This window comes from Nonomuraea sp. NPDC048882 (assembly GCF_040649755.1).
GTDB lineage: Bacteria > Actinomycetota > Actinomycetes > Streptosporangiales > Streptosporangiaceae > Nonomuraea > Nonomuraea maheshkhaliensis.
Window position 1 is genome coordinate 690,030 of sequence record NZ_JBEZGB010000002.1, and the last position, 26,061, is coordinate 716,090.

31 protein-coding genes, 2 tRNA genes and 1 other RNA gene are annotated in these 26,061 nt (G+C 69.4%); 13 read left to right on the forward strand and 21 right to left on the reverse strand.

Features of this window, described 5'->3' with window-relative positions; all coding sequences use genetic code 11:
* Positions 1 to 94: 94 nt before the first annotated feature.
* The 3 genes from AB0C27_RS08535 (at position 95) to dnaN (ending at position 3,363) form a co-directional block, all read left to right on the forward strand.
* Positions 95 to 1,525: a histidine kinase gene (locus AB0C27_RS08535; protein WP_357839797.1), complete on the forward strand. Its 1,431-nt coding sequence runs from the start codon at positions 95 to 97 to the stop codon at positions 1,523 to 1,525.
* Entirely contained in the window at positions 1,522 to 2,172 is a 651-nt protein-coding gene (locus tag AB0C27_RS08540) for a response regulator transcription factor (protein ID WP_357839800.1), read from the forward strand. The genes AB0C27_RS08535 and AB0C27_RS08540 overlap by 4 nt, the downstream gene beginning before the upstream one ends.
* 93 nt (positions 2,173 to 2,265) lie before the next feature.
* Positions 2,266 to 3,363 carry a DNA polymerase III subunit beta gene (dnaN, locus tag AB0C27_RS08545; RefSeq protein ID WP_357839803.1) on the forward strand — a complete coding sequence of 366 codons (1,098 nt, stop codon included), beginning with the start codon at positions 2,266 to 2,268 and terminating at the stop codon, positions 3,361 to 3,363.
* A gap of 34 nt (positions 3,364 to 3,397) precedes the next feature.
* Here the strand turns inward: dnaN and AB0C27_RS08550 are convergent, their stop codons facing one another.
* The 6 genes from AB0C27_RS08550 to upp form a co-directional block, all read right to left on the reverse strand.
* Positions 3,398 to 3,865, reverse strand: a complete 468-nt coding sequence (locus AB0C27_RS08550) for a MarR family transcriptional regulator (protein WP_357839806.1) — start codon at positions 3,863 to 3,865, stop codon at positions 3,398 to 3,400.
* Positions 3,866 to 3,938: 73 nt separating this feature from the next.
* A complete protein-coding gene (locus AB0C27_RS08555; protein ID WP_357839809.1) occupies positions 3,939 to 4,613 on the reverse strand; it encodes a FadR/GntR family transcriptional regulator in 675 nt (224 codons plus the stop codon).
* A gap of 100 nt (positions 4,614 to 4,713) precedes the next feature.
* Positions 4,714 to 6,057 (reverse strand): helix-turn-helix transcriptional regulator, encoded by a 1,344-nt coding sequence (locus AB0C27_RS08560; protein ID WP_357839812.1) that lies wholly within the window; start codon positions 6,055 to 6,057, stop codon positions 4,714 to 4,716.
* 96 nt (positions 6,058 to 6,153) lie between these two features.
* Entirely contained in the window at positions 6,154 to 6,687 is a 534-nt protein-coding gene (locus AB0C27_RS08565) for a PH domain-containing protein (protein ID WP_346101683.1), read from the reverse strand.
* Between the two features lie 252 nt (positions 6,688 to 6,939).
* Positions 6,940 to 7,164, reverse strand: a complete 225-nt coding sequence (locus AB0C27_RS08570; protein WP_357839815.1) for a hypothetical protein — start codon at positions 7,162 to 7,164, stop codon at positions 6,940 to 6,942.
* A gap of 131 nt (positions 7,165 to 7,295) precedes the next feature.
* Positions 7,296 to 7,934, reverse strand: a complete 639-nt coding sequence (gene upp / locus AB0C27_RS08575) for a uracil phosphoribosyltransferase (protein ID WP_346101679.1) — start codon at positions 7,932 to 7,934, stop codon at positions 7,296 to 7,298.
* 292 nt (positions 7,935 to 8,226) lie between these two features.
* Here upp and AB0C27_RS08580 point away from each other — a divergent pair, with 292 nt between their 5' ends.
* The 4 genes from AB0C27_RS08580 to AB0C27_RS08595 all read left to right on the forward strand — a co-directional run bounded on the left by AB0C27_RS08580 (position 8,227) and on the right by AB0C27_RS08595 (position 9,783).
* Positions 8,227 to 8,736, forward strand: coding sequence for a tRNA adenosine deaminase-associated protein (locus AB0C27_RS08580; protein ID WP_357839820.1), 510 nt, complete (start codon positions 8,227 to 8,229; stop codon positions 8,734 to 8,736).
* A gap of 18 nt (positions 8,737 to 8,754) precedes the next feature.
* Positions 8,755 to 9,231, forward strand: coding sequence for a tRNA adenosine deaminase-associated protein (locus AB0C27_RS08585; RefSeq protein ID WP_346101676.1), 477 nt, complete (start codon positions 8,755 to 8,757; stop codon positions 9,229 to 9,231).
* A gap of 14 nt (positions 9,232 to 9,245) precedes the next feature.
* The gene (gene tadA / locus AB0C27_RS08590) at positions 9,246 to 9,683 is read left to right on the forward strand and encodes a tRNA adenosine(34) deaminase TadA (protein ID WP_346101754.1); all 438 of its coding nucleotides are present in this window, start codon (positions 9,246 to 9,248) and stop codon (positions 9,681 to 9,683) included.
* A 10-nt stretch (positions 9,684 to 9,693) separates the two neighbouring features.
* A tRNA-Ser gene (locus AB0C27_RS08595) sits at positions 9,694 to 9,783 on the forward strand.
* A gap of 201 nt (positions 9,784 to 9,984) precedes the next feature.
* On the opposite strand, the gene AB0C27_RS08600 is transcribed toward AB0C27_RS08595, so the two are convergent.
* From AB0C27_RS08600 to AB0C27_RS08610, 3 genes are all read right to left on the reverse strand, one after another.
* A complete protein-coding gene (locus AB0C27_RS08600; RefSeq protein ID WP_106242934.1) occupies positions 9,985 to 10,281 on the reverse strand; it encodes a type II toxin-antitoxin system VapB family antitoxin in 297 nt (98 codons plus the stop codon).
* Positions 10,282 to 10,316: 35 nt separating this feature from the next.
* Positions 10,317 to 11,159 carry a neutral zinc metallopeptidase gene (locus AB0C27_RS08605; RefSeq protein WP_357839824.1) on the reverse strand — a complete coding sequence of 281 codons (843 nt, stop codon included), beginning with the start codon at positions 11,157 to 11,159 and terminating at the stop codon, positions 10,317 to 10,319.
* A gap of 63 nt (positions 11,160 to 11,222) precedes the next feature.
* Positions 11,223 to 12,179: a neutral zinc metallopeptidase gene (locus AB0C27_RS08610; RefSeq protein ID WP_357839827.1), complete on the reverse strand. Its 957-nt coding sequence runs from the start codon at positions 12,177 to 12,179 to the stop codon at positions 11,223 to 11,225.
* Positions 12,180 to 12,276: 97 nt separating this feature from the next.
* Between AB0C27_RS08610 and AB0C27_RS08615 the strand changes: the two genes are divergently transcribed.
* Positions 12,277 to 12,918 (forward strand): LysE family translocator, encoded by a 642-nt coding sequence (locus tag AB0C27_RS08615; protein WP_357839830.1) that lies wholly within the window; start codon positions 12,277 to 12,279, stop codon positions 12,916 to 12,918.
* Positions 12,919 to 12,946: 28 nt separating this feature from the next.
* Here the strand turns inward: AB0C27_RS08615 and AB0C27_RS08620 are convergent, their stop codons facing one another.
* On the reverse strand, positions 12,947 to 13,354 hold the full coding sequence (locus AB0C27_RS08620) for a hypothetical protein (protein ID WP_357839833.1): 408 nt from the start codon (positions 13,352 to 13,354) through the stop codon (positions 12,947 to 12,949).
* Between the two features lie 163 nt (positions 13,355 to 13,517).
* Here AB0C27_RS08620 and AB0C27_RS08625 point away from each other — a divergent pair, with 163 nt between their 5' ends.
* Entirely contained in the window at positions 13,518 to 14,684 is a 1,167-nt protein-coding gene (locus AB0C27_RS08625) for an LLM class flavin-dependent oxidoreductase (RefSeq protein WP_357839837.1), read from the forward strand.
* Here the strand turns inward: AB0C27_RS08625 and AB0C27_RS08630 are convergent, their stop codons facing one another.
* Positions 14,685 to 14,852, reverse strand: a complete 168-nt coding sequence (locus AB0C27_RS08630; protein ID WP_357839840.1) for a hypothetical protein — start codon at positions 14,850 to 14,852, stop codon at positions 14,685 to 14,687.
* Positions 14,853 to 15,220: 368 nt separating this feature from the next.
* Here AB0C27_RS08630 and AB0C27_RS08635 point away from each other — a divergent pair, with 368 nt between their 5' ends.
* Positions 15,221 to 18,025, forward strand: coding sequence for a BTAD domain-containing putative transcriptional regulator (locus AB0C27_RS08635; protein ID WP_357839843.1), 2,805 nt, complete (start codon positions 15,221 to 15,223; stop codon positions 18,023 to 18,025).
* 322 nt (positions 18,026 to 18,347) lie between these two features.
* Entirely contained in the window at positions 18,348 to 18,716 is a 369-nt protein-coding gene (locus AB0C27_RS08640; RefSeq protein WP_357839846.1) for a hypothetical protein, read from the forward strand.
* 17 nt (positions 18,717 to 18,733) lie between these two features.
* On the opposite strand, the gene AB0C27_RS08645 is transcribed toward AB0C27_RS08640, so the two are convergent.
* From AB0C27_RS08645 to AB0C27_RS08675, 7 genes are all read right to left on the reverse strand, one after another.
* A complete protein-coding gene (locus AB0C27_RS08645) occupies positions 18,734 to 19,177 on the reverse strand; it encodes an HIT family protein (protein WP_357839849.1) in 444 nt (147 codons plus the stop codon).
* 60 nt (positions 19,178 to 19,237) lie between these two features.
* Positions 19,238 to 19,648, reverse strand: coding sequence for a hypothetical protein (locus AB0C27_RS08650; RefSeq protein WP_357839852.1), 411 nt, complete (start codon positions 19,646 to 19,648; stop codon positions 19,238 to 19,240).
* A 78-nt stretch (positions 19,649 to 19,726) separates the two neighbouring features.
* The gene (locus AB0C27_RS08655) at positions 19,727 to 20,398 is read right to left on the reverse strand and encodes a DUF6461 domain-containing protein (protein ID WP_357839855.1); all 672 of its coding nucleotides are present in this window, start codon (positions 20,396 to 20,398) and stop codon (positions 19,727 to 19,729) included.
* Between the two features lie 79 nt (positions 20,399 to 20,477).
* A complete protein-coding gene (locus AB0C27_RS08660; protein WP_357839858.1) occupies positions 20,478 to 20,768 on the reverse strand; it encodes a hypothetical protein in 291 nt (96 codons plus the stop codon).
* A gap of 228 nt (positions 20,769 to 20,996) precedes the next feature.
* Positions 20,997 to 21,263 (reverse strand): hypothetical protein, encoded by a 267-nt coding sequence (locus AB0C27_RS08665; RefSeq protein WP_357839861.1) that lies wholly within the window; start codon positions 21,261 to 21,263, stop codon positions 20,997 to 20,999.
* A 31-nt stretch (positions 21,264 to 21,294) separates the two neighbouring features.
* Positions 21,295 to 22,248: a hypothetical protein gene (locus tag AB0C27_RS08670; RefSeq protein WP_357839864.1), complete on the reverse strand. Its 954-nt coding sequence runs from the start codon at positions 22,246 to 22,248 to the stop codon at positions 21,295 to 21,297.
* A gap of 9 nt (positions 22,249 to 22,257) precedes the next feature.
* Entirely contained in the window at positions 22,258 to 23,334 is a 1,077-nt protein-coding gene (locus tag AB0C27_RS08675; protein ID WP_357839867.1) for a helix-turn-helix domain-containing protein, read from the reverse strand.
* A gap of 115 nt (positions 23,335 to 23,449) precedes the next feature.
* Between AB0C27_RS08675 and AB0C27_RS08680 the strand changes: the two genes are divergently transcribed.
* A complete protein-coding gene (locus AB0C27_RS08680; protein ID WP_357840681.1) occupies positions 23,450 to 24,379 on the forward strand; it encodes an NADP-dependent oxidoreductase in 930 nt (309 codons plus the stop codon).
* Between the two features lie 24 nt (positions 24,380 to 24,403).
* Here the strand turns inward: AB0C27_RS08680 and AB0C27_RS08685 are convergent, their stop codons facing one another.
* From AB0C27_RS08685 to AB0C27_RS08695, 3 genes are all read right to left on the reverse strand, one after another.
* Positions 24,404 to 24,925 carry a hypothetical protein gene (locus AB0C27_RS08685; protein WP_357839870.1) on the reverse strand — a complete coding sequence of 174 codons (522 nt, stop codon included), beginning with the start codon at positions 24,923 to 24,925 and terminating at the stop codon, positions 24,404 to 24,406.
* Between the two features lie 440 nt (positions 24,926 to 25,365).
* On the reverse strand, positions 25,366 to 25,632 hold the full coding sequence (locus AB0C27_RS08690; protein WP_357839873.1) for a hypothetical protein: 267 nt from the start codon (positions 25,630 to 25,632) through the stop codon (positions 25,366 to 25,368).
* A gap of 140 nt (positions 25,633 to 25,772) precedes the next feature.
* Positions 25,773 to 25,860 (reverse strand) — tRNA-Ser (locus AB0C27_RS08695).
* Positions 25,861 to 25,958: 98 nt separating this feature from the next.
* On the opposite strand from AB0C27_RS08695, the gene ffs reads away from it, so the two are divergent.
* An RNA gene (gene ffs, locus AB0C27_RS08700) (signal recognition particle sRNA small type) lies at positions 25,959 to 26,054 on the forward strand.
* The last annotated feature ends 7 nt before the right edge of the window (positions 26,055 to 26,061 follow it).

The following is a 26,061-nucleotide window of genomic DNA, read 5'->3' on the forward strand; positions in this document are numbered from 1 at the left end:
AAAAGCGGTGTTCACCGGGGAATCTGGGTGGATGCCGGGCAAGGGTGTACTTAGGTGCAGTGACGGCGAACTGCCGGTGGCGCAGACTGGTGCCATGCTTCGAAGGCTCGGTCGCACCGCGACGTTGCTCGCGTTCACGCTGGTGCAGGTGCCCGTGCTGCTCGCGGCCGTGGTCATGCTGCTGCTGTCCTTCGCCCTCGGCATGGTGTTCCTGTTCCCGCCGCAGGCGATCATGGTGCGGCGGCTGGCGGAGCTCAACCGGCGGCTCGTCCGGCAATGGACGGGAATCGACATCCCGTCGCCCTACCTGCCGGCGCCCGCCCCGCCGGTCCCGCAGCCGGACGGCATGTACCGCTCGGAGCGCATGCTCTACAAGACGCCCCGCGTGCCCGCGTGGAACAACCGGTGGAAGTGGCTGGTCAGCGATCCCGCGACCTGGCGCGACGAGCTCTGGCTGCTGCTCGACCCGCCGGTGAAGATCGCGCTCGTGCCGCTGTTCGTGCTGCTCACCGAACGCGGCCTGCGCGTGTACGGCCTGTGGAGCGAACTGCTGCTCGCCCCCACCGCCGCCAGCCGCCTGGCCGGGCAGGTGAGCCACCTGCAGCGCACCCGCAACCTGGCCGCCGACTCGCAGGCCGCCGAGATGCGCAGGATCGAGCGCGACCTGCACGACGGCACGCAGGCCAGGCTCGTCGCGATCGGCATGACGCTCGGCGCGGTCGAGCAGCTCGTCGACGACGACCCGAAGGCGGCCAAGGCGCTGCTGGCCAAGGCGCGGGACGCCTCCTCCGAGACGCTCGCGGAGCTGCGCCGGGTCATCCGCGGCATCCATCCTCCCGTGCTGGCCGAGCGCGGGCTGGCCGACGCCATCCGGGCCCTGGCCATGGACAGCGTCATGCAGGTCACCGTGGACGTGGAGCTGGAGCACCGGCCGGAGGCGCCGGTGGAGGCGGCCGTCTACTTCGCGGTCAGCGAGCTGCTGTCGAACGCCGCCCGGCACGGCGACGCGCGCACGGCGTCCGTGGACATCAGCGGCAACGGCCCCGACCTGCGCGTCACGGTCACCGACGACGGCCTCGGCGGCGCCGACCCGGCCAAGGGCAGCGGCCTGTCCGGCATCGAACGGCGGCTGGCCGCCTTCGACGGCGTCCTCGCCCTGAACAGCCCGCCCGGCGGGCCCACGACCGTGACCATGCAGCTGCCCAGCGTGCTGCCCGGCCACTGGGCGGGCAACCTGCTCGGGCTGCCGCGCTGGAAGACGATCACGCTCGTCGTCCTCTGGGCCACCGCCTGGTGCCCCACGTTCCCGCAGGGCATCGTGGCCGGCGTCTTCAAGGCGTTCGGGATCGACGAGAAGGCCTGGTTCCTGGCCCTGCACCTGCCCGAGCCGTGGCAGTGGCCGGTTATCATCGCCATGACCCTGATCGGCCTCCTCATGCACGTCATGGCCATCCGCATCCCCGCCACGCACGACCGGGAGCGGTTCATGGAAGAAGCATCCCCGTTGAAGCCCTGGTGCCGATGAATCGCGTACTGATCGCCGAAGACCTCTACCTGCTCAGAGACGGCCTGGTCCACCTGCTCCAGGCCCACGGCTTCACCGTCGTCGCCGCCGTGGAGAGCGGGCCCGAGCTGCTGAAGGGGCTGCTCGAGCTGCGTCCCGACGTCTCGATCGTGGACGTGCGGCTGCCGCCCACCTTCACCGACGAGGGGCTGCAGGCCGCGCTCGCGGCCAGGCAGCAGCTTCCGGGGCTGCCCGTCCTCGTGCTGTCCCAGCACGTCGAGCAGCTCTACGCCCGCGAGCTGCTGGCCGACGGCTCGGGCGCGATCGGCTACCTGCTCAAGGACCGCGTCTTCAACGCCGAGCAGTTCATCGACGCCGTACGCAGGGTCGCCGCGGGCGGCACGGCCATGGACCCCGAGGTGATCGCCAAGCTGCTGGCCAGGAACGCCAGGAACGAGCCGCTGGCCGCGCTCACGCCGCGCGAGCGCGAGGTGCTGGAGGCCATGGCCGAGGGCCGCTCCAACGCCGCCATCACCCAGCGCCTCTACCTGAGCGAGAGCGCCGTGGCCAAGCACACGGCCTCCATCTTCGCCAAGCTCGGCCTGGCCCCTTCCGACGACGACAACCGCCGTGTCCTCGCCGTGCTCGCCTACCTCAACAGCCGCTGAACACCCGGGCTCGACCTGGGGCGAACCGCACGGAGTTGTCGGTGGCACCGGCTATTTTCATAGAGGCACGGTGCGACGAAGAGGTGGTATCAGGTGAAAATCCGGGTTAACCGCGATGTTCTGGCAGATGCGGTGGCATGGGCTGCCCGAGTCCTGCCCAGCCGCCCCGTGGTGCCCGTCCTGTCCGGGCTGTTGCTTGAGGCGGGCGAGGACCTGACGCTGTCCGCGTTCGACTACGACGTCTCCGCGCGGGCCACGATCGAGGCCGACGTGGCCGAGGAGGGTCGCGTGCTGATCCCCGGCCGCCTGCTGGCCGAGATCAGCCGCAGCCTGCCCGCCGAAGACGTCGAGATCACCACAGACGGCCAGGAAGCGGTCCTGACCTGCGGCAGCGCCGAGTTCGGGCTGATCACGATGCCGGTTGAAGACTTCCCGACGCTGCCCGCCATGCCGCCGAGCATCGGCGCGATCGGCGGCGGTGTGTTCGCCTCCGCCGTCGGCCAGGTGGCGCCCGCGGCCAGCCGCGACGACACGCTGCCCATGCTCACCGGCATCAGGATCGACATCGAGGGCGAGGCGGTGGCGATGGCGGCCACCGACCGCTACCGCATCGCGGCCCGCGATTTCGCCTGGCGTCCGGCCGGGCCCGACGTCGCCGTCTCCGCCATGGTGCCCGCCCGCGTGCTCGTCGAGGTGGCCAAGTCGCTGCGGGGCGGCGAGGTCTCGGTCGCGATGGGCGACGGGGTGGCCGGGTTCGAGAGCGTGGGGCGCAGCACGACCGTGCGGCTGCTCGACGAGCAGTTCATCGACTACCGGGCCAGGCTGATCTCCGACTGGTCCATCAGGGCCGACGTGGCGGTGGCGCCGTTCGTGGGGGCGATCAAGCGGGTGGCGCTGGTGGCCGAGCGCAACACCGCGATCCGGCTGTCGTTCAGCCAGGGCCAGGTGCTGATCCAGGCCGGCGGCGGCGACATCGGGCGCGGCGCCGAGGTGGTGCCGTGCGAGCTGCGCGGCGACGACATCCAGATCGCCTTCCAGTCGCAGTTCCTGCTCGACGGGCTGACGGGGATCGAGAGCGAGCTGGCCAGGATCAACCTGGAGTCGCCCACCAGGCCGGCCCTCATCCAGGACGTGCCGGGCGACGCGGAGCCCGCCTTCCGCTACCTGGTCATGTCACTGCGCCAGTCCTGAGGACGCGCGACGGGGATTGTGGCGGGCGGTGTGCTTACCGTTCGGCGGGTTCGCCGTTCGGTGCGCGTTCGCCTGTCTGGAGTTCGGCGACCAGCCGGAACACCCGCTTGAACTCGGCGTACGCCTCCTCGCCCACGACCCGGGCATGCCCGGACTCCAGCTCGGCGAGGATGGCGTCCGACTTGGCGATGTGATCGCGCCCCTTGGCGGTGGGCACGATCAGCTTGGCCCGCCGATCGCCTGGGGCGGGCCGCCGTTCCACGTAGCCGAGCTCGACCAGCTCGTCCACCAGCGTGCCGATCACCTGTTTGTGCCGGCCCGACCAGGCGGCCAGGTCGGTGGCCCTGCTGCCCTCTTCGTCGAGGTAGGCCAGCACGGCGCCGTGACGCGGCCGGACGTCGGGATGCCCCTGCTCGGCGAGCTTGGCGAACAGCTCACGCTGCAGACTGAACAGGGTCCGGCCGGAGAGCACGCCGAGGTCGGGGTCCTCCTGCCTGCGCACCACGCACCCCCTCGCTGGATCTCGGTGTGGTGACGCCGCGGCCCCCGGTCCTTGAGGACAGGGGGCCGGGGGATCAGGCCTCGGTGAGGGCGATGAGGATGTGTTCCATGCAGGCGTGCCCGGCCCGCTCCGCCGCCGCCGCGTCGCCGGCCGCGATGGCCCTGGCGATGGCGTCGTGCGGGATGTAGCTGCTGTTGAGCGACGTACCGGCCGCCGTGATGCTGGCCCGCAGCGCGGCCGAGAAGTCCTCGAACAGGTCGATCAGCACGAGGTTGTGCGTGGCGTGCGTGACGGCCATGTGGAAGGCCAGGTCGGCCTCGACGAAGAAGTCGGGGTCGTCCAGCTCCCAGGCCCGATCGCGCTCGGCCAGCGCCGCCTCGATGCGCTTGATGTCGTCGTCCGTGCGCCTGGTGGCGGCCAGGCGCGCGGACTCGACTTCGAGCGCGCGACGCACTTCGAGGATCTCCAGCTGCTCCGCCTGGCGCAGCCGCCGCAGCATCGCGCCGGACAGCTCGCTGGTCGCCCGGACGTAGGTGCCGTCGCCCTGGCGACACTCGAGCAGCCCGGCGTGCGTGAGCGCGCGTACAGCCTCACGAACGGTGTTACGTCCCACTCCGAGTTGCTCAGCGAGCACCGTCTCGGTGGGAATCTTGCCGTTCATCGGCCACGACCCTGACGTGATCTGCTCTTTGAGCTGATCGATGACCTGGTCGACGAGCGAAGCCCGCTGCGCCGTACGCAGACTCACAGTCCGCCTCCTCCGGGGAAACCAATCATCCTATGAGTCAATGACTGGTCGACCCTAATTATTCCAGACTCAAAAGGCCAAATCTGGAGCTCCCGGAGGATCAACCGGAGACTGTCGCGTCAACCGTCACCCCCGCCATGGCGGAGCGAACTCCGGCAGCTTCGAGGGCCTTACGATATGCGGCGGTCTGCTGTGCTCGGTCACCGGCCCTGCCGTAGAGGTCGCCCAGCTCACGCCAGCAACGAGCGGCCTGACGGTCGGAGCCGAACACCGGACGGTCGAGCCCGCCGAGCAGCTCGTGCGCGTTGCGCAGATGGGTCGAGGCGTCGCCCTCCTGCTCCAGCACCACGGTCGCCAGCACGAGGTGGGCCTCGGCGGGCGTCGTGCCAGGGTGGTCCTGGGAGACGCCCAGAGCCACCACGGCCAGCTCGGCCGCGCTCGCGGAGTCGCCGGCGCGCAGCTTGACCCGCGCGTGCACGATGAGGCTCTCGCCGTGCTCGCGTGCGGTCGAGGGGAACACGCCGAACGCCTTGACCGCGCCCGCGACGAGCCGCTCGGCCTCGTCGATCGGGGCCGAGGCCATCCGGGCCCAGTGCATGGCCGTACGGGCCAGCTGCAGCGCGAGCCGCGTCTGGCGGCCCGCCGTGATCGCGTCGTCGGCCAGGCGCACGGCCAGGGCGGAGTCCTCGCCCGCGGCCGCGGCGGCACTGGCGTGCCACAGCGCCTTGATCTCCCCGGAACGGTCCACAACTTCAGGAGAGCCGCCCATGTCCAGGACGTGCTTGACGTAGGTCAGCTCGGGGGAGTCGCTCTCACGCTCGCCGCGCGCCTCGACCAGCGCACCGGCCAGGTCGGTGGCGAGCTCGCCCTGTGTGATGGAAAGCCGTTCGGCGTGCGCCAATGCGGCGCTCGCCAGGTCGCGCGCCCGCAGCCGGTCGCCCGCCCGCTGGTAGCAGCGGCTCAGCGCGATCGTCAGCGGAAGGTCGGCCAGTCGCTCTGGATGAGCCGCGGCCTCCCTGCGCAGCCGCTCGAAGGCCTCCACGGCCTGGCCGAGCCGGCCCTGCGCCTCCAGTGCGCGCGCCCTGCCGAACCGCGCCTGCGCGGTCAGCATGGCGTTCTCCTCGTCGGCCGCTTTCACGATCTCCGTGAAGCGGTCGGCGGCCACGGACGGGTCGCCGTGCTGCAGCTCCAGCTCGGCGTGACGCAATCCGAGCTCCGTGTCGATGCGCTGGCGAGGTTCGATCCCGTGAAGGAGGAACTCCGTCGTGCATCCGAGCCGCTCAGCCAGGAGTCTGGCCACAACAGGAGTCGGCGTGCGCTTACCCGACTCAATGAGCGAGACATAACTGTCAGACAGGTCGGGTCCGGCCAGCTGGGCCTGGGACATCCGCCTGTTCAGCCGCAATCCGCGGACGCGGTCACCGATGGTTCCCTGACTCGGCATCTCATCTCTCAAGGCGGGGAAGGGTCAACAACACGCAATGATTGCATGAAGTAGCCGAATCTGGTATCCCCGCGTGAAGAATTTGCCACGCTGTGATTAATCGTCGCTGTCGTCCTTGCTGGGGAAAAGCATCTGACAGACCTCGAGGTACAGGGTTTCCGGATACGGAATGTACTCGACCGTTGACAGAGCCTGATCCTGGCCGGCCGACTCGAGGATGAACTCACCGTAGCCGAGCATGCGCCCGAGCAGAGATCTTTGGAAGCTCATGTCGGTGACCTTGCCCAAGGGCATCATCGCGACCTTGCGCGTGATGAGACCCGTGGTGAGCAACATCCGCTTCGACGTCACCACAAAGTAATCGACCGACCACTCCGCGACTTTCCAGACGAAACGGATGAGAAGCAGGAGCCACAGCCACCAGACGACCACGAGCGCCGTGCCGCCCGCCTCGCCGCCGCCGAAGAACCTGCTGAGCAGTCCGGCGATGATGAGACCGCCGAGCACTTCGGCGACGGGACGCAGCAGAATGGCAGGGTGCCGTCGCACCATGATGACCTGTTGTTCGTGGGGGAGGAGGTAGCGGTTGACCGACGATGGAGCTGAGTCCCCGTGGGTCACAAGTCTCATGAGAGGCTGTTCACAAATTGAGCCAGAGAGTCGGCTGCGTTGAACACCGTGTCGAACGCTCCTCTCACCGCGTCCGCGGCGTCAGCTGGTCGCGCGAACAGGTAGTACGCAACAAATGCGATACCACCGTATGTGAGGACCTTTTTGACCTGCACCGTCGCCTCCGTGCCACTTACCCACTCCACCCGCCGTATACATTACCCACCTGGATGCCGGGGTAAAGGTAAGTTGGCGGGTAAGTTCTGATCTTGCTTAGCCGCGTTCGCTGGCCACCAGAGCCAGGACGTGAAGATGCTTGCGCGCGATGCGCTCGACAAGGCTCGGATGGGCGTAACCGGTGACCTCCAGCGCGCCGTAGTGCGCTGCCTCCACGCAGCGCGTTACGGTGGTCGTGGAGTGGACGCCGGCGAACTCGTCGCACAGCGCCGCCTCCACGTCCGCGTACGGAGTCGGGTCCGCCTCGGTGTGATCGCTCATCGTGCTCCCCCACGCGCATGACGGAAGTTGCCTTCCTTCTCTCTCTTCGTACCCACTCAACCACAGTATGTAACGAAGAGGTGACTCGGCGTGACGAAAATGCGCCTTCAGACGACGGTTCAGACGACGGTTCAGACGACGCCGTAGAGCCGGTCACCGGCGTCGCCGAGCCCCGGCACGATGTAGCCGTGCTCGTTGAGCCGCTCGTCGAGCGCCGCCGTGACCACCCGGATCGGCTTGCCCGAGTTGGCGAACACCTTGTCCATGTAGGCCAGGCCCTCGGGCGCGGCCAGCAGGCAGATGGCGGTGACGTCGACGGCGCCCCGGTCGAACAGGAACTGCACGGCCGCCGCCAGCGTGCCGCCCGTGGCCAGCATCGGGTCGACCACGTAGCACTGCCGCCCCGACAGGTCGTCGGGCAGGCGGGTGGCGTACGTCTCGGCCTTCAGCGTGGACTCGTTGCGGATCATCCCGAGGAAGCCGACCTCGGCCGTGGGCAGCAGCCTGGTCATGCCGTCGAGCATGCCGAGCCCGGCCCGCAGGATGGGCACGACCAGCGGGTACGGCTTCGCCAGCCGCACGCCCGCCGCCGGGGAGACGGGAGTCTCGACGGTGACCTCGGTGACGCGCACGTCGCGGGTGGCCTCGTACGCGAGCAGCGTGACCAGCTCGTCGGCGAGCCTGCGGAAGGTCGGCGAGTCGGTGCGGACGTCGCGCAGGGTGGTGAGCTTGTGGGCGACGAGCGGATGATCGACGACGAGGGTCTCCATGGGACCACACGCTATCTCCTGGTGAACGCTGCTGCCGACCCCTCTCACCTGGGGTGGGCTCTGGCAAGCCGCACGGGCGTCACGGAGCGGACTCCGGCAGGCCGCGCGCGCCTCACGGAGCGGATCCCGGCGGGCCGCGCGGGCCTCACGGAATCGGGCACACGGTCGCCCGGCACCTCAGATCTTTGGTTTTGATCACAATTTGGCCCGAGAGGCACACGCCCAGTGGCTGGGTCTGAAACGATTGGGTCCAGATGATATCTGTCGTGTCAGAGGTCGGGTGGGGATGGCGATGACAGACGAAGACGCTCTCGACTTCGCCATCGTGGTTTATCGCGAGGACGACCGCTGGGATGCCGAGCTGCTGCCGGCCACTCTCACGTCGGACCTGCACGGGCTGATCCATGCCATGAAGCAGCAGCCGAGCGAGAGCGGCACGATCGGGCTGGTCGCCGTGGGCGACGAGTTCTTCGTGGCGCTGCGCGTCCTGGGCGAGCGGGTGGAGGTGTTCCTCTCCGACATCGCCGCCTCGTGGGACTTCCCGCTGGCGCGCCAGGTGCTCGACTATCTCGACGTGCCCGTTCCCGACGAGGAGGAGCTCGACGAGATCCTCCAGGACGAGGAGACCGCGCTCCCGGCCGGAGACCTGTCGATCTTCAGCGATCTCGGGTTGGACGAGATGGAGCTGGGCATCCTCTCCGGCGACATCGATCTGCTGCCCGAAGACGTGCTGTCCAGCATCGCCGCACGACTCGGCTTCTCCGAGCCGTTCGAGCGTGCCATCGAATCGGTCTTCGGCTGACCCCCTGGAGCGAGGGACATGGCGTCCAACACCTTCTCTGCGGCTTTTGTCAGAACGTCCGACGGCTGGAGCGGGGCCGAGGTCGATCTCGGGGACGCCGAGATCGTCGATGACCTCGGCGACGCGGTCATGGAGTCGCTGGGGCTGACCGGCGACGAGCTGGCGTTGCTCTGTGTCGAGGTCGAGGACGAATGGTTCGCCATCGCCCGATACCGGGGCGAGGACGAGCCACGCGTGTTCCTGTCCGACGCGCACGCGATCGTCTCCAACGGCCTCGGCGAGCTGTTCGCCGAGTTCGCCGGGGTGGCTCCCGACAAGGAGAGCAACGGCCTCGGCGTCCGCCCGGCGGGCGACTTCGAGCTGCTCAGCGATCTGGGCCTGAGCAGCGAGGAGCTGATCGAGCTCAGCATGGAGGAGGGCAACCTGCCCGCCGACATCCTGTCTGTCATCGCCGAGCGGCTGTCGTTCGCCGACGAGCTCGACCGGTTGCGGTGACGTACGAGGACGCCATGCGCTCGGCCCTGGAGCAGGCCGTCATGGCCGGCGACAGGGGAGAGATCCCCGTTGGAGCGGTGGTGCTCGGCCCGGACGGCGAGGTGCTGGCCGCGGCGGGCAACGACCGCGAGTCCTCCGCCGACCCCACCGCCCACGCCGAGGTGCTCGCACTGCGCCGCGCCGCCCGGCTGCGCGGCGAGTGGCGGCTGACCGGCTGCACGCTCGTGGTCACGCTGGAGCCGTGCACGATGTGCGCGGGGGCCGCGGTCCTGGCCAGGGTCGACCGGATCGTGTACGGCGCCGTGGACGAGAAGGGCGGGGCCGTGGGCTCACTGTGGGACGTCGTCCGCGACCGCCGGCTCAACCATCGGCCCGAGGTCGTCATGGGAGTGCTCGCCGGGGAATGCGGCGAGGTGCTAAAGCGGTTCTTCGCCACTCGCAGGATCCGGTAAGCTCGTTCGCGGTGGTGTCGCCTAGTGGCCGAGGGCGCACGCCTCGAAAGCGTGTGATGGGGCAACTCATCCGTGGGTTCAAATCCCACCACCACCGCCACAGCGAAGGGCCTCCGACCTCCGGGTCGGGGGCCCTTTCGGCTGTCCGCCCCGGGTTCGGAGGCCGGACGGCGCGGCTTAATGATCTCGCCGAAAAGCGGCTGATAATCATAATCGTGCGGAAAATCCCCCCGGCGCCGCCCCGCACCCCGGAAAAGAAAGGGAGCCGCGGCGAATCGGCGGCTCCGTTTCTTTTCCTTTCTCAGTTGGGTAGCTCAAGGACCCTGGCGTGCAGGATCGAGCGTTGGTGCAGCGCCGCCCGCAACGCGCGGTGCAGGCCGTCCTCCAGATAGAGCTCGCCCTGCCACTGCACCACGTGGGGGAAGAGATCCCCGTAGAAGGTGGAGTCGGCGGCGAGCAGCGAGTGCAGGTCCAGCATGGCCTTCGTGGTGATCAACGAGTCGAGCCGGACCTGCCGTGGAGGAATCTGGGCCCACTCTCGGTGGCTCAGACCATGGTCGGGATAAGGGCGTCCGTCGCCGACTAGCTTGAAGATCACCCCCCTGATTTTAGGAGAGATTCCGATTCCTCGCGCTATCCGGCCGCGTCGGCACCGGCACAGTCGGTGGGCGCGCCCTTTTCGTATCCGCGCCGGAAGGCGTTGACGCGTTGCGCGGAGCTGCCGTGGGTGAACGATTCAGGATCGATTCTGCCGGTGCCGCGCCGCTGGATTCTGTCGTCGCCGACCGCGGCCGCGGCGTCCAATGCCTCGGAGATCTCCGTGGCGGTGAAGGGCTGGTCGTAGAAGCCGGTCTCGTACGCGTTGCGCGCCCACACGCCGGCGTAGCAGTCGGCCTGGAGCTCGACGGCGACCGAGCTGCCCCCGTCGAGGGCGCCGAGCAGCTTCTGGACGTGGTGGCCGTACTCGTGGGCGATCACGTACGCCTGCGCGAACGGCCCGCCCTCGGCCCCGAAGTCGCGCTGGAGCGTGTCGAAGAAGCTCAGGTCGAGGTAGACGCGCTGGTCGCCGGGGCAGTAGAAGGGACCGGCCGCCGAGCTCGCGGAGCCGCATCCGGTGCGCACCCGGCCCGAGTACAGCACGGTCTTGGCCGGGCGGTAGCCGGAGACCTCCGTCTTCCAGTAGTCCTGGATGCTGTTGACCACGCCGACCACGCGGCACCGTTCGGACTGGTCGGCGTCCTTGCCCGTCTGGCACTGCTCGGAGAGGTTCGACGGCGGCCGCCGCTGCGCGGGCTCCGCGCCGCTTCCGACGTTGTTCAGGACGACGACCAGCACCAGCACGATCAGGCTGACGATCCCGCCCCCGCCGACGATCATCCCGCTGGGAAAGCCGGACAGGCCGCCACCGCCGCCCCCGCCGGCACCGGCGTCCTCCACCTGCGAGGCGTCGAGGTCGGCCTGGTCTCTGAAGTCCATGCTGAGATCCTCTCTGGGCACTGCCAGAAGGACCACTTCCCCGTGGCGGGCGGGGATATCGGGCTAGATCGCGCCGGAGAAGGTGTCGCAGCGCTCGGGGTCGCCGGTGTCGTAGCCGGTGCTGAACCACTTCGCCCGCTGCGCCGAGGTGCCGTGGGTGAAGCCGTCGGGGGTGACGCGGCCCTGCGTGCGGCGCTGGATGCTGTCGTCGCCGACGGCCGCGGCGGCGCTGAGCGCCTGGTCGATGTCGTTCTTGCTGAACGGCTCCTCGTAGAAGCCGGTCTTGACCGCGTTCTGCGCCCACACGCCGGCGTAGCAGTCGGCCTGGAGTTCGAGGCGTACGGAGGGGCTGCCGGCGCCGGGGCGGTGGTCGCGGCCGACCCGGTTCATGGTGCCGAGCAGGTTCTGGACGTGGTGGCCGTACTCGTGGGCGATCACGTACGCCTGCGCGAACGGCCCGCCCTCGGCCCCGAAGTCGCGCTGGAGCGTGTCGAAGAAGGTCAGGTCGAGGTAGACCCGGCGGTCGGCGGGACAGTAGAACGGCCCCACGGCGGAGTCGGCCGCGCCGCAGGCGGTGTCGACCGCCTGGGTGAACAGCACGGTCTTGGCCGGCGTGTACGACCTGCGCCCCTCGTCCCCGAACGCCTGCCGCCAGTAGGACTGGATGCTGTTGACCGTGCCGACGACGCGGCAGTCCTCGGACTGGTCGGCGTCCGCGCCGGTCCGGCAGCGTTCGGCCAGGTTGCCGGTGGCCCGGGGCGGCGCGCTCGGCTGCTGACCGCCGCCCTGCGGCCCGCCCTCGTCGCCGGTGAAGGGCGTCGGGACCAGCCCGAACAGGAACAACGCCGCCACCGCCACGATCAGCAGCAGGCAGCCGCCGCCCCGGCCGCCGATGGGCAGCATGCAGCCGCCGGGCATCCGGCCGAACCCGCCCCCGCCTCCGCCCCCGCGCTGCGGGCCCGAAGCTCGTGCGTCCTCGACCTGCGACGGGTCGAGGGACTTGTCGTCGTCGAACTGCATGTCTCCCCCTGACGCAGTTCTCCCCTGTGACGCGACGAATACGCACCGCAGTCAATATTGTAAGATTTCTACCGAAATATCGGCTAATGTGCGGCTTATGACGGTTGGTTTGATCGGGATCGCCCTGGTGTCTCTCGGCATGGTGCTCACCCCCGGGCCGAACATGATCTATCTGGTGTCCCGCTCGATCACGCAGGGCCGCAGGTCGGGGCTGATCTCGCTCACGGGCGTCTTCCTCGGCTTCGCCACCTACCTCACCGCCACGTGCCTCGGGCTCACCGCTGTCTTCGTGTACGTGCCCGCCGCCTACACCGCACTCAAGATGGCCGGCGCTGCGTACCTGCTCTGGATGGCCTGGAACACCATCCGGCCGGGTGGCCTGTCCGCCTTCGAGGCGCGCGAGCTGCCGGTGGAACGCCCCGGCCGGCTGTTCTCCATGGGGCTGCTGACCTGCCTGCTCAACCCCAAGATCGCCATCCTGTACCTGTCGCTGCTGCCGCAGTTCATCGACCCGTCGATGGGGCACGTCCTGCTGCAGAGCCTCGCGCTCGGCTCGGTGCAGGTCGCCGTCGGCACGATCGTCAACGGCCTGATCGTGCTCTCTGCGGGCGCCCTGGCCGCGTTCCTGGCCAAGCGCCCCGTCTGGGTGCGGGTGCAGCGTTACGTCACCGGCACGATCCTCGGCGCCTTCGCCGTCAGCATGGCGACCGACCGCTCCAAGGCCCTGGTCAGCGCCTGATTCTGGGCCTGAGTCTGAACGTGCGGGCTCAGCGGTCGAACCACGACGCGGACGACGACCGGCACAGCTGCCCGAACGCGACCCCGGCCAGCAGCACGCCCAGCACGTTCCCGAGACTGACGCTGCCCAGGAGCTGCCACAGACCCAGCAACGTGACCAGGAGCTCGACGACCAGCCCGCACGCGCGCACCCACGAGCGGCGCGTCGGGATCCGCAGCGCCAGGAACCCGATCAGCAGGATCGTCAGCAGCGGCACGGCGAGCGCGACCAGCACGGCTCCGCCCGCCGCGCTCACCATCGTGCTCAGCGGCACGCTGCCCAGCAGGACGAACAGCAGGAACAGCCCCACCATTCCCATGACAGCCTGGACCCCCATGCAGATCCTGGCCACGGACACGGAGCGGGGCATCGCCTCGACGGCGTAAGCCTCGGACATCGGCGAGCCTCTCGACTCGGGGAAGAGTGATCGACGGGCCGAGCATAGGCCGCCCCACATGGCCGTGGCCGCGAACCAGGCCGAACCGGCATACGTGACGGGGATTGCCGACTCGGGAATCGCGGAGTGGACTGAAGTCCTACCCACGTCGAGAGGAGGAGCGGTGAGCAGGCTTCGTTTCGGTGTCTTCCTGGCCCCGTTCCACACCGCGGGACAGAACCCCACCCTGGCCATCGACCGCGATCTGGCCCTCATGGAGCATCTCGACCGGCTCGGGTACGACGAGGCGTGGATCGGGGAGCACCACTCCGCCGGCAGCGAGATCATCGCGTCACCGGAGATCTTCATCGCGGCCGCGGCGCAGCGTACCCGGCACATCAGGCTCGGGACCGGCGTGACCTCGCTGTCCTACCACAACCCGCTCTGGGTGGCCGACCGCATGGTGCTGCTCGACCACCTGACCAGGGGGCGCGTGATGCTGGGCGTGGGGCCCGGCTCGCTGCCCACCGACTCGGCCATGATCGGCCTCGACCCCACCGATACGCGGGAGCTGCTCGACGACAACCTCGACATCGTGCTGCGGCTGCTGCGCGGGGAGAGCGTCACGGCCCAGACGCGTACGCACACGCTGGTGGACGCGCGGTTGCAGCTGCGGCCGTACACCGAGCCCAGGTTCGAGGTGGCCGTCGCCGCGGTGGCCTCGCCGACGGGGCCGCGCCTGGCCGGACGGCACGGCCTGGGCCTGCTGTCGATCGGCGCGACGCTCACCGCCGACGGGTTCGACGCGCTGGCGCACCACTGGAACGTCATGGAGGAGCGCGCGGCCACGTACGGGACCGAGGTCGACCGCGCCGCCTGGCGGCTGGTCGGGATCATGCACGTGGCCGAGACCCGCGAGCAGGCCGCGCGGGACGTGGAGTACGGCATCGAGCCCTGGTTCCGCTACTTCCAGAAGGTGGCCGCGTTCCCGCAGATGGGCGTCCAGGGCGGGGACCTGAAGGAGATGATCGACTTCGTGCGTGGGTCGGGCATCGGCGTGGTCGGCACCGTCGAGGATGCCAAGGCCCAGGTGCAGCGGCTACTCGACCAGTCCGGCGGGTTCGGGGTGATGCTGCTGATGGCCCACGAGTGGGCCGATCCGGCGGCGACGAACCGTTCGTACGAGCTCATCGCCCAGCACGTGATGCCCGAGTTCCAGGGCCAGTCGCGGCCGACCCTGGAAGCCGCCGCCCGCGCGAGTGAGGTCCGCGAGGACTACGCGCAGGCGCAGCTGACCGCGGTCGCCCGCATGACGGACAAGTACCGGGCGGAGGCGAACATCAAGGACTGATCACCGCTGGGTCGAGTCGGAGATCTCTCCGGAAGGCGTGGGCCGGTCGAGCAAGGTGTCCGGGTCGACAGCCCATGCCGAGGAGGCGGCCGCGGCGCCGATGCCGAGCCCGATGAGCCCGGCGGCGGCCACCAGGGCGAGCTTCTTGAGCAGGCTGGCGTTTGTCACAAGACCTCCATCGCGTTACGAACGTGCGGGGGTGAAGGGTATTGGACGCAGAGATCACGACACAATAGGTTTCGTGCACGCCCCGGGGTCGAGCCTACGCATGGCGCGAAATGACGATGTCAGGTGAACACCCGACAAAACGCCCGTGACGTCAGGCGCGAGGCCGGTCGATCCCGCCCTCCGAGCTTGGGCGTCCCCCGGTGATCAGGCGCCTCGCGAGTCGTTTGTAAGGGAGCTGTAAGCCCGCACTCCTATACATGCACGTGTGCACTCAAGCGCCAGAAGTTTCCGCATTTATGGCGTTGAATCCGGTATTGCGGGACCGGTCCGCTCATTGTCGACTCCGTTGAAGGAGGGCAGCGCTCCTAGTGACGCTGGCGATCAAATTTCTCGGCCCGTGGCAGGTATTCGCCGGTGACGAACCGGTCCGGCTGGCCGGGCGCCGACGCATCGGCGTGCTGACCAGGCTCGCGCTGAACGCCGGGCAGGCCGTACACGCCGAGCGCATCCTCACCGACATCTGGGGAGAAAGCTCCACGGTGACCGCCGCCAAACAGCTCCACATCGTGATCTCCAAACTACGCCAGACCCTCGGCCCGCACACCACCGGAGAGATCCTCCAGACCGTGCCAGGGGGCTACCGGCTCGCGCTCGAACCGGACGACGTCGACGCCCACCTGTTCCTGCGCCTGGCCAGACGCGCCCGCACCGCCCAGGCACAGGGGGCCGGCGCGGACGCGCTGTTCCGCCAGGCTCTGGGGCTGTGGCGGGGCGATCCGCTGGCCGAACTGACCGACCCCTGGGCCAGGATCGAGGCCACCCGCCTGGAGGAAGAGCACCTCACCGTCCTGGAGGACCACGCCGATCTCCGCCTCGCGGCGGGCGATCACCACGCTGTGGCCGCCGAACTCGCGGTGCACGTACAGGTTCATCCCCTGCGCGAACGCCCGGTCGCGCAGCTCATGCTCGCCCTGCACCGCGCCGGCCGCCCCTCGGAGGCGCTCGCCGTCTACCAGGCAACCCGCCAGGTGATGATCTCCGAGCTCGGCCTCGAACCCGGCGCCGAACTACGCCGCATGCACCAGGCCGTGCTGGCCAAGGACCCGAGTCTCGACCTGACCACCCCGGCCCAGCAGGTCACGGTCGGGGAGTCGTACCCGCCGGCCGAACTGCCCGCCGACACCCACACCTTCACCGCCCGCGCCACTGAGGTCAGTCACCTGCGCACCGCACTGGGCCCCGACGGCGGGCCCGCCGTCACCGTGATCGACGGGCCCGGCGGTATCGGCAAGTCCGCCCTGGCCGTCCACGTCGCGCACGCCGTGGCACCCGGGTTCCCCGACGGCGTCATCTACGTCAACCTGCACGGGTCCACCCCCGGGCTCGACCCGGTGACGCCGGAGCAGGCCCTGCGCCATCTGCTGCGCTCCCTCGGCCTGGACGGCGCCGCCGCCCCCGCCACCGCCGGCGAGGCCGCCGCCCGCTACCGCTCACTGACCGCGCGCTCCAACCTGCTGGTCATCCTGGACAACGCGCGCGACGTACGCCAGGTCCGCCCGCTCATCCCCGGAGGGCCCGGCTGCCGCGTCCTGATCACCTCCCGCGAACCGCTGGCCGCCCTCGACAACGCCCGCCACCTGCATCTGGGCGCCCTGGACGCCGCCGACGCCGCCGCGCTGCTGTCCCGCCTGGCCGGGCCCGACCGGACCCGCGCGGAACCGCGGGCGGTCGAGCGGGTCGTCGGCCTGTGCGGCGGCTTCCCCCTCGCCCTGCGGATCATCGGCGCCCGCCTGGCCGCCCGCCCCGACCTGACCCTGTCCGGCCTGGAGGCACGGCTGGCCGACGCCACCCGCCGCCTGGACACGCTGGAGTACGCCGACCTGGCCATCCGCGCCAGCATCGCCGTCAGCCACCACCATCTGCGCGAAGAGCCCGCCGGCCGGGACGCCGCCCACCTGCTGCCCCGGCTCGGCCTGCTCGACCTGCCCACCCACACCCCAGCCGCCACCGCCGCCCTGACCGGCTGGCCGTACCACCGCGCGGAGGCCGCTCTCGAACGCCTCCATGACGCCCGCCTCCTCGAACCCGGCCCCGACCGCTACCGCTTCCATGACCTGGTCGGCCTCTACGCCCGTGAACGGGCCCACCAGGACCTGCCGGAGGAAGAACGCGCCGCCGCCGTACGGCGGGCGCTGCACCACTATGTCGCCACCCTCTGGACGGCGAGCACGATGCTCAACCCCGACGCCGTCCTGCGAGCCCCCGTCGAACTGCCCGACAGCCCCTTCGCGGACCTGGCGGAGGCGGGACGATGGGTCCAGGACGAACGTGACAATCTACTCGCCGCCGCGCAGCAGGCGCTGGCCGGCCCCGACCCGGCGACCGTCGTCGGCCTCGTCATCGGACTCCACTGGCCCTTCTGCTTCCAGGGCTGGCACACGCAACTGGACGGCGTCTACGCGCAGGCCATCGAGGTGGCCCACCGCATCGGAGCCTGGGAGGACAAGGCCCAGCTCAGCAGCTTCCTCGGCTGGGTGTACCGGGACCAGGGTCGCTACGACGACGCGATAGCGCAGCTGAGGACGGCGCTCACCGACTGGGACCGGGCCGGCCTGCCACGCAGGAAGGTCGGCGTGCTCAACAACCTCGGCGTCATCAACGCCATCGTGGGCCGCCTCGACGAGGCGCTCGGCCACCTGGAGTCCGGGCTGGAGCTCAACGACGAGGCCGAACGCCCCGTGGCCACGGCCACCCTGCGCAACAACCGGGTGCACGTCTACTACCGCCAGGGCCGCTTCGACGAGGCCATCGCCGAAGCCCGCCTGCTCGTGGAGCAGGCGCCGCCGACGGGCCCGCTCGCCGACGCGGGCATCGCCCACGGCTCGCTGGGCGACGCCTACCGCCACGCCGGCCGGCTCACGGAGGCGGCGGAGAGCTACACGACGGCCGTACGACTGCTGCGCGAGGCGGGATACCACCTGAAGGAGGCCGTGTCGCGGTGGTGGTTCGGCACCACGCTGCACGGCCTCGGCCGCCACGCCGAAGCCCGGCGGCAGTGGGAGGACTCCGTCCGCCTCCTGCGCGACGCCCGCCTGCTGACGCCGGGGGAGGCCGGCGACATCCTCGCCCAGGCCGTGCCGGAAACCCCTCAGCCGATCAGAAACATGCTCTGACCCGCGCCGTTCCGGCCCGTGTGCTCTTCATATTCTCCGTACATACCGAAATTTCGTAGGGTTCGTTCGGCGCAGGACTCCTTGCGTAAAGGAGTTTGATCATCGCGCTCCTCGAAGTTTTCCGATCGGTCGGAAGATCGCTTTTCGGAAATGCCGTGAACGGTGAAGGAGAATCAATGCGACCCCTCACGCGACTCCGGATTCCCACGATCGGGGTGGCGCTCACCGCCACCCTCGGAGCCGGGCTGTTCATGACGCCCCCGCACACGCCGCGCCCGACGCGAAGATCAGCATCATCAAGCGGGTCGGCCCGATCCAGTCCGTGGTCACGAAGGTCAGGATCAAGGACCACCGCGGCCGGAAGTACCCGATCAAGGTGACCACCACCTGGGACTACCGGAATGCCAGGTCCGCGCAGTTAAGGACCATCGTGATCCGGGAGAACGGCTTCCCCAGGGGCGCGTGCATCTTCCCTGACCTCTACTTCGCGAACGCGAACAACTGGGAGGCACAGCGACGCAGATACGGCAAGATCTGCGACGGCCAGTCGAAGGCGTACCGGGTCAACAGAATTGTCAGAGGAAGAGGGAGAGACCTCGGGCAGCTCTGGATCACGACTCCCAACCCGAGTCACCCCGGCTGCTGCGGAGCGCGGCAATACACCATCGAATTCCACATCGCTAAGCGCTGAGCTCATTCGGAAAAGCGCTACGGGTTGAGCGCGGCACGCAGCCGCTCCGCGTAGGCCCGGCGACGACCGGCGGGCAGCCACTCGGGCTCCGGCGACGTGCGGTAGAGGTCGTCGCCGGGGTAGCGGGGGAAGAGGTGCTGGTGGAAGTGCCAGACGTCCTGGTTGCCCGCGGGCTCGTTGTGCTGCCGCGTGGAGACGCCCGCGCAGTCGTACGCGGTGCGCATGGTCCTGGCCAGCAGCCGGGTGACGTCGAAGATCGCGTGCCCGTCGGCGGCGGGGAGGTCGTACAGGTTCTCGTGATGGGCGACGGGGATGATCAGCAGATGCCCCGCGTTCCGCGGCCACCAGCGGGGGCAGATCATCGCGAAGACGCGCTCGTCCCGGTAGACCACGTCGGGCTCCCGGTCCGGGGTGAGGTGACAGAACGGGCAGTGGTAGTCGGCGGGGGCGTGGTTGTGCACGCGACTTCTCCTGGCTGGACATGGTTTCTGGAGTTTGACGAAGCCGCCCGGAGGGGGCTCTCAGACCGGCCACTCGACGAGCTTGTCCAGAGCCGGTGGCCGGTACCCGGACCCCTTGAGCACCTTGCCGTCCGCCCGGCGGAGAACCCGTCCGTCGGCGTCGAGCTTGCTCATGTTGGACCGATGAACCTCGACGAACACGGCCGGCAGATCGATCCCCAGCGCGTCCGCCGCGCCGTAGGTGACATACAGGACATCCGCCAGCTCCTTCGCCACCGCCCGGTACGCGCTGAGCGGATCGCCGCCGGCCCGCAGCGCCTGCGCGAGCTCGGTCAGAGCCTCGGCCGCCTCCCGCGCCTCCTCGACCAGCAACGTCCGCCGCTGCTCCGCCACCTCGGGCCGCGCCGCATCGGCCACACCGTCGAACACCTCACGAAACTCGGCGACCCGCCGCATCGGCTCATGATCCATGCCCCGACCCTAAGCGCTCCGGACGATCCTCAACCGGTCTAACGGGCGTACGGCGGCTCACCGGACGCGCAGCCGTCGTTACAGCAGACCCTGCGCGCGTAGCACGTCGGCAAGACTCTGCGAAGAGACCTTCTGCTTGGGGCTGGGGCCCCTGTGGGGTTCCGCGCCGAGGTAGCGCAGCTTTCGCAGGTCCGTGGTGAGCGGGAGCCCGGTGATGTCGCTCGCCAGGGCGAACGAACGCTCCATCGGATGCTCGATCCCCGGTCCGTCGATGTCGTGATCGGGATCCAGCCCGGCCTCGCGCATCTTCGTGACCAGGCGGTCCGGATCGCTGCCCGATCGCTCCTCCGGGTACATCGGGTCGAACCAGACGACCGGCGCGCCGTCGACGATGTAGGCGAAGGTGTCCTGGGCGTAGTCGTGGCGGCAGACCGCCACGACCTCGGTTCCCCGCGAGACCGGGTTGTAGATCTCGGTGGCGACGGCCATCATCCATCCCCCCGGTTCGATGACCACGGTCCAGTCGCCGACCCGGGCGGCGCCGATGTAACCGGCCGCGTCGTCCCTCATGCTCTCCGCCGAGAGATAGTCCAGTTCCTCGAACGTCACCTCTTCCATGGTCTCCTCCTCCACGCCGAACCGGCGGAGCGCCTCCTCCGGGGACAGGTCGCGGACGAAGGACACGCAGTAGATCTCACCTAACGTCTCGTAACCGGGGAAGCAGGGAAGGTCATCGGGGGCCTCTGTCATGGTCACTCCTTGATCGCCTGAGCGGCATGATCGCACCCGCCGCCGACAAACCGCGTCGGTCCTGGTCAGAGGGACGTACTCAGGTCCAGAGGTAGAGCCCCTGACCGGCCCGTACGACCGGATCCAGCCAGTCGAAGAACTCCTCCACCCACGGATCCCGCACGGGATCGCCCGGTGACGCGGGCGGACGGCGCTTGAACGCACCCGGCACCACGCGGCTGAACCCGCGAGTGGCCTGCTCCAGCAGCACGCCGTGCCGCATCACCGCCTCATGCTGCTCCCGCTGGCCGGGCACCGCGACGTCGTCCCGGACGGTCTGCGGCGGCGGGCCCGGGGTGGGCGCGATGGGCGGGTTGGGCAGGACGAACACATGGTGGCGGGCTTCGACGAAGGCGGGTTTACGGGTCCAGGCGTTCGTACGGTCCAGGGTGGCCCGCGCCGTGGCGAGCAGATCTTCCTGGGTCTCGGCGATCAGGCGGCTCGTGTCCCACGTACGCAGCCGCTCGCGGTAGTGGCGGAACCCGCCGGCGCTGGTCTCGTCGTACCAGCGCCGCCACCTGACCGCCCACTCCGCCAGCTCATCGGGAAGGAGCGTCGTTCAGGCCGCCTCCCGCCATTCGGGCGGAAAGACGGGATTGGCGCCGATGACGTTGACCCGATGCGAACGGCCCGAATCGAGCACCAGCATCGAGCACAACCGCTCGTCAAGATCCCGCCACCGCGCGAGGTCGTGGCCGGTCTCTTCAAGAGGGCCCGTACGCAGTGCGTGGGCCAGGCGAGCGTGGGCGCGGGTCAGCCGTACCAGCTCACCGGGATCCCTTCGGGCGACGTCGCGCACGGCCGCAGGCACCCAATCCGTCCCCACGGCCCGTCATCGTAGCTGGCGATCACCGATCTCAGGCAGGCGCCAGCCGACCTATCCGATCGAGAAACGCGACGTTCGCATCACTCATGAGCATCCCGTTGTCCACCGAAGGCCGGCAAGCAGGAAGGATCCGCACCCAAGCCGGCGGCCCCTCCGCGTAACCGAAGTGCAGATGGAGCACTTCGCGCCGTCGGCCGCCGACTTCCTCGCACACGCTCCGGCTCGGCTCGGCGTCCAGCGAGTTCAGCTCCGCCGCCAGCTCGCGCGCCTGTCGTTCCCCGTACTCCCGCCCGGGAGACGGGCTCGGCGTGGAGTTCCTCGGTACTTGCCGGCAAATCAGCACCTTGATCGCCCCATCGGGCACCATCTGCTCATCCTGCCCCCGCCGTCCGGTCGCCGGCTCGCACGGGCCCTTGGGCGGCAGGAGCCTCCAGGTCCCGGTGCGGTAGGCGGCGGTGATGCTGGGCCCGACGTAGGCGTTGCTGACGACTGTGCCGTTGGTGGTCATGACACAGGAGTTGACCTCCTCGGCACTGCCCACCCACAGCGCCTGGCCGTCGGGGTAGGCGAACCGGATGAGGTAGTTGGTCACCTGCCCGCCCACCAATGTGCACACCATTTCCGGGGGATCGGTGGTGACCGGAAGGTATCCCAGGTCGTGGGCCATCGACGCGGCCTGATCGGTCAAGGTCCGTGATCCGGCGAGCGGCCGGCCCGGTTTCGTGTTGTGCCCGGGGTAGGCGCAGATCAACGCGCCGGCCGGCTCGCCGGGTACGAGCGAGTCGGCGACCCCGTCGAGGTCGGCGGCAGCCGGCACCCAGCGACCGATCCGGTCGCTGTCCCATCGCTGCGGACACGAAGCCGGCACGGGCGCGCCGGCCGTGCCAGGAACCAGGACGACCGCGACGAGAAGCAGAACCGCGGCCACGACGACGCCGATCCAGTGGATGGGTTTCACACGTTGCAGACGCTGCCCGTCCGCCACCGGTTCCCCTCAGCGCCCAGGCCCTGAGGCTTCCCCGACCTCGCCCGCGGCAGGAGCCGAGACGCGGAACGTGCGCCGGTACACCGATGGGGCCACCCCCGTCTCCGCCGCCAGGTGCCGCCGCAGCGAGGTGGCGGTGGCGAAGCCGACCTCGTGCGCGACCCGTTCCACCGGCAGGTCGCTGGACTCCAGCAGGTGCCGCGCCCGCCGCAGCCGCTGCTGGGTGAGCCAGCGGCCAGGGCTCAGACCGGTCTCCTGCCGGAAGCGCCGGGCGAAGGTGCGGGTGCTCATCGCCGCGTGCGCGGCCAGCTCCTCCAGAGACAGCGGCAGGTCCAGCCGCTCCAGGGCCCAGTCGCGGGTCGGTCCCGTGCCGGTTTCGCTCGCCGGCGGCAGCGGTCGTTCGATGTACTGCGCCTGCCCGCCGTCCCGGTACGGCGGCACGACGCAGCGGCGGGCGACCTGGTTGGCCACCTCGCTGCCGTGGTCCTGGCGCACCAGGTGCAGGCAGATGTCGACACCGCTGGCCGCTCCCGCGGAGGTCAGTACGTCGCCGTGGTCGACGAAGAGCACGCCGGCGTCCAGCTCGACCCGGGGGAACAGCTCCTGGAAGATGCCGGTGAGCTCCCAGTGGGTGGTGGCTCGGCGTCCGTCCAGGAGACCGGCGGCGGCCAGCAGGAACGCGCCGGTGCAGATGGACACCAGGCGGGTGCCGGGGCAGACGAGGGACAGGGCGGCCAGGGCCAGCGGGTCCGGCTCGGCGGCCGTGGCCGGCGAGATCCCGTACGGAGGAATGATCACGGTGTCCGCCTCGGCCAGCACCTCGGGACCGTGCCCGGGGGTGACGGTCAGGTCCGCGTCGGTACGTACGGGCTGCCCGTCCACGCTCGCGGACAGCACCTCGTAGCGGCCGTCGGCGGATCCCAGGACCCGGTGCGGGATGCCGAGCTCGAAGGGGTAGACGCCGTCGAGGGCGAGGACGACGACCTTGTGCGCGCCGGGCCGCGGGGCCTGGTCCAGTGCGGCCGCGCGTTCAGAGAGGTCACGGGCCCGGGCCGACGCGCGGTGGGCGGCAGGGTCGATGGGCATGGCAAGAATGTATCGGAGGGTGACCTTCTTGCCATCGCCCTGGGCTGGACCGCGACGCCAGGATCAAGGCATGACCCCTGACGATCTCGGCTCCCCGAACCCTGCTGCCCCTGTGATGCTCGCCCTGCACCAGACGACCCTCGGCGGCCCTGAAGTGCTGCGATTGACCGAGCTTCCCCGGCCCACGCCCGGCCCGGGGGAGATCCTCGTCGCCGTACACGCGGCCGGACTCAACCCCACGGACTACAAGCACCGCGCCCTGAGCATCTTCCTGCCACCCCCGCCGCTGACCCTCGGCTGGGACGTCTCCGGCACCGTGGCGGAGACCGGCCCTGGCGTCACCCTCTTTCAGCCCGGCGACGAGGTGTTCGGCATGCTGCCCTACCCCGATGGGGCCGGCTCCCACGCCGAGTACGTGACCGGCCCCACCCGTGCCTTCGTCCCCAAGCCCACCGGGATCGACCACATCCAGGCGGCCGCTCTGCCGCTGGCCGCGCTCACCGCCTGGCAGGCCCTCGTCGAGACCGCGGACCTGCGGTCCGGGCAGCGGGTGCTGATCCACGCCGCGGCCGGCGGTGTCGGTCACCTCGCCGTACAGATCGCCAAGGAACGCGGGGCCCACGTCACGGGGACGGCGAGCGCCCCCAAGCACGCCTTCCTGCGTGAACTCGGCGCGGACGCCTGCATCGACCACCGCTCCGAGGACTTCACCGACACCGAGGAACGCTACGACGTCGTCCTCGACCCCCTCGGCGGGGAGACCGCCACCCGCTCGGTGAGCGTGCTCCGCCCCGGCGGCGTCCTCGTCTCCCTGGTGCCGGGCGCCGAGGACACCCCGGCCGCGGCCGAGAAGGCACAGGTCCGCGCCGTCACCCTGATCGTCGAACACGACCAGGCCGGGATGCGCGCCATCGCCGCCCTCGCCGACCAGGGCAGCCTCCGCGCCCATGTCTCCGCCACCTTCCCCCTCGCCGAAGGCGCCCGCGCCCACGCTCTGGGGGAGACGGGCCGCACCACGGGCAAGCTGGTTCTCACCGTACGGTGAGGCGGGACGGTACCTGGGGCCGGGCTATCTCGAACTACAGGCGTGCTTGACGAAACCTTGGAGCCACGTATCCCGCGTTCCAGCGATGGAGCGATCCAGATAGACGGTCTCCTCGCCCTTCGGCCGGAGGACACGGAGGGGTACCGGCCATTTCCCACGCGGGGCGGTCTTGCAGTTGGTCACGCGATACTTCAGCTGGAGCGCGATGCTCTCGCCGGGGAGAAGCACATACGGCCCTCGCCGTTCGGCGTTGAGCAGCTTCAGTCCAGGCCCGCTGCGTCCGATTCCGACTATGGTCACGGATTCCTTGCCCGCGTTGACGAAGTCCACTGAGAGTTCGAAGCCGTTTTGATCACTGACTCCGCCCATACCGCCCGTCGTTAAGAGTCGAGGCTTGCCGACTGCGATGGGGACACTCATGAGCGTTGTCTTCTGAGGAGGGGTCATCGTCTCGGCCGTGTCGGCGTGGACGGTCGATCCCTTGAGAAAAAGGGCCACGAATACGAGCGCGACGGCGCTGACAGAAGAGCGGGATGAAATGTTCACCTAGCACATCATTCACGACCGGAAGCGGTGTTAAACGGGCGATCCGTACGACCGGAGGGTTGGGCGGCATGCGTCCGGCGTAGACCTCGACCTCGGACGTCGAGCTTCGTGAGGTCTATCGCGAGCTGTACGGGTCGCCGCCGGAACCGCGGCGTCTCCAGATCGACTCTTGAGGGGTCTGACTTGCCTGAGCATCCTTGTGCCCTGTTGGAAACAGGGGTTTCAGCGGTCGCAGTACACGTCTACTCGTTCACGCTGGATAGTGACACCAGGACGTAAGTTGCCCACTTCTTCGGATCAGCTTGCCGTGCTTTTTCTGCCGCCGGCTCCAGTTGTGCCCCGAACGATTCCAGATCCTCCACAGGGCCAAGGCTCGTGGTCGTCCCCTTCCAGCGACTCGATTCCATGTGGACCACCGTCTCAATAGAGCTGACCTCGTTCTACCCGAGCTGCTTCAGTCGATTGCGCACGAGGTCGAGTGCTTCGGGGAAGTCGGCGGCCCGCAAGTCGACCACCAGAATCTCATCGACTTGTACAGTCCGCTCGTACACCGGGTCCGTGAAGGTCTGCGTTACGACGCGGCCCACGCTTCGCACTTCCGTGAGCGCGCCAGGATCGACCTTGATCACTGTCTCGGGCCACCATGTCGCATCGCAACCGGAAACGGCGACTAACAGGCACAGTGCCGCCAGTAAGCGCTTGACCATGAGCGACCTTTCTCTGCTCGACGGCGAGTACACCAGCGAGCCTGGACGCCTCAGGCCGTCGTCCCGGAGGAGGAGAGCCCTCCGCAGGGGCCGGAAAGCAAGAAGGGGTGCACCGTCATCACGGTGCACCCCTGCTCTGCTGGCGGAGGATAGGGGATTTGAACCCCTGATAGGTTGCCCTATACACGCTTTCCAAGCGTGCGCCCTCGGCCACTAGGCGAATCCTCCGCCGACGAGCTTACCGGACTTCCCGAGCGGTGCGGACCACGTTTTCGGCGGGTTGGCTCAGGGTGGAGCGAGCACTGCGGCATCCGGCTAGACTGTCCAGGGACCCCTCGCGCGGCGTCATCCTGTGAACCTCCCCAGGGCCGGAAGGCAGCAAGGATAAGCGGGCTCTGGCGGGTGTGCGGGGGGTCTCTTCGTTGGGAG

What these genes read in the sequence shown, in the direction of transcription:
- AB0C27_RS08680 (WP_357840681.1), top strand. Translation starts at nt 23,450, where the DNA reads ATGCTCGCCCTGCACCAGACGACCCTCGGCGGCCCTGAAGTGCTGCGA.
- AB0C27_RS08540 (WP_357839800.1), top strand. Translation starts at nt 1,522, where the DNA reads ATGAATCGCGTACTGATCGCCGAAGACCTCTACCTGCTCAGAGACGGC.
- AB0C27_RS08605 (WP_357839824.1), bottom strand. Translation starts at nt 11,159, where the DNA reads ATGGACTTCAGAGACCAGGCCGACCTCGACGCCTCGCAGGTGGAGGAC.
- AB0C27_RS08565 (WP_346101683.1), bottom strand. Translation starts at nt 6,687, where the DNA reads ATGAGACTTGTGACCCACGGGGACTCAGCTCCATCGTCGGTCAACCGC.
- AB0C27_RS08620 (WP_357839833.1), bottom strand. Translation starts at nt 13,354, where the DNA reads ATGTCCGAGGCTTACGCCGTCGAGGCGATGCCCCGCTCCGTGTCCGTG.
- AB0C27_RS08675 (WP_357839867.1), bottom strand. Translation starts at nt 23,334, where the DNA reads ATGCCCATCGACCCTGCCGCCCACCGCGCGTCGGCCCGGGCCCGTGAC.
- AB0C27_RS08535 (WP_357839797.1), top strand. Translation starts at nt 95, where the DNA reads ATGCTTCGAAGGCTCGGTCGCACCGCGACGTTGCTCGCGTTCACGCTG.
- AB0C27_RS08690 (WP_357839873.1), bottom strand. Translation starts at nt 25,632, where the DNA reads ATGGTCAAGCGCTTACTGGCGGCACTGTGCCTGTTAGTCGCCGTTTCC.
- upp (WP_346101679.1), bottom strand. Translation starts at nt 7,934, where the DNA reads ATGGAGACCCTCGTCGTCGATCATCCGCTCGTCGCCCACAAGCTCACC.
- AB0C27_RS08610 (WP_357839827.1), bottom strand. Translation starts at nt 12,179, where the DNA reads ATGCAGTTCGACGACGACAAGTCCCTCGACCCGTCGCAGGTCGAGGAC.
- AB0C27_RS08560 (WP_357839812.1), bottom strand. Translation starts at nt 6,057, where the DNA reads ATGCCGAGTCAGGGAACCATCGGTGACCGCGTCCGCGGATTGCGGCTG.
- AB0C27_RS08615 (WP_357839830.1), top strand. Translation starts at nt 12,277, where the DNA reads ATGACGGTTGGTTTGATCGGGATCGCCCTGGTGTCTCTCGGCATGGTG.
- AB0C27_RS08570 (WP_357839815.1), bottom strand. Translation starts at nt 7,164, where the DNA reads ATGAGCGATCACACCGAGGCGGACCCGACTCCGTACGCGGACGTGGAG.
- AB0C27_RS08585 (WP_346101676.1), top strand. Translation starts at nt 8,755, where the DNA reads ATGGCGTCCAACACCTTCTCTGCGGCTTTTGTCAGAACGTCCGACGGC.
- AB0C27_RS08650 (WP_357839852.1), bottom strand. Translation starts at nt 19,648, where the DNA reads ATGGATCATGAGCCGATGCGGCGGGTCGCCGAGTTTCGTGAGGTGTTC.
- AB0C27_RS08580 (WP_357839820.1), top strand. Translation starts at nt 8,227, where the DNA reads ATGACAGACGAAGACGCTCTCGACTTCGCCATCGTGGTTTATCGCGAG.
- AB0C27_RS08655 (WP_357839855.1), bottom strand. Translation starts at nt 20,398, where the DNA reads ATGACAGAGGCCCCCGATGACCTTCCCTGCTTCCCCGGTTACGAGACG.
- tadA (WP_346101754.1), top strand. Translation starts at nt 9,246, where the DNA reads ATGCGCTCGGCCCTGGAGCAGGCCGTCATGGCCGGCGACAGGGGAGAG.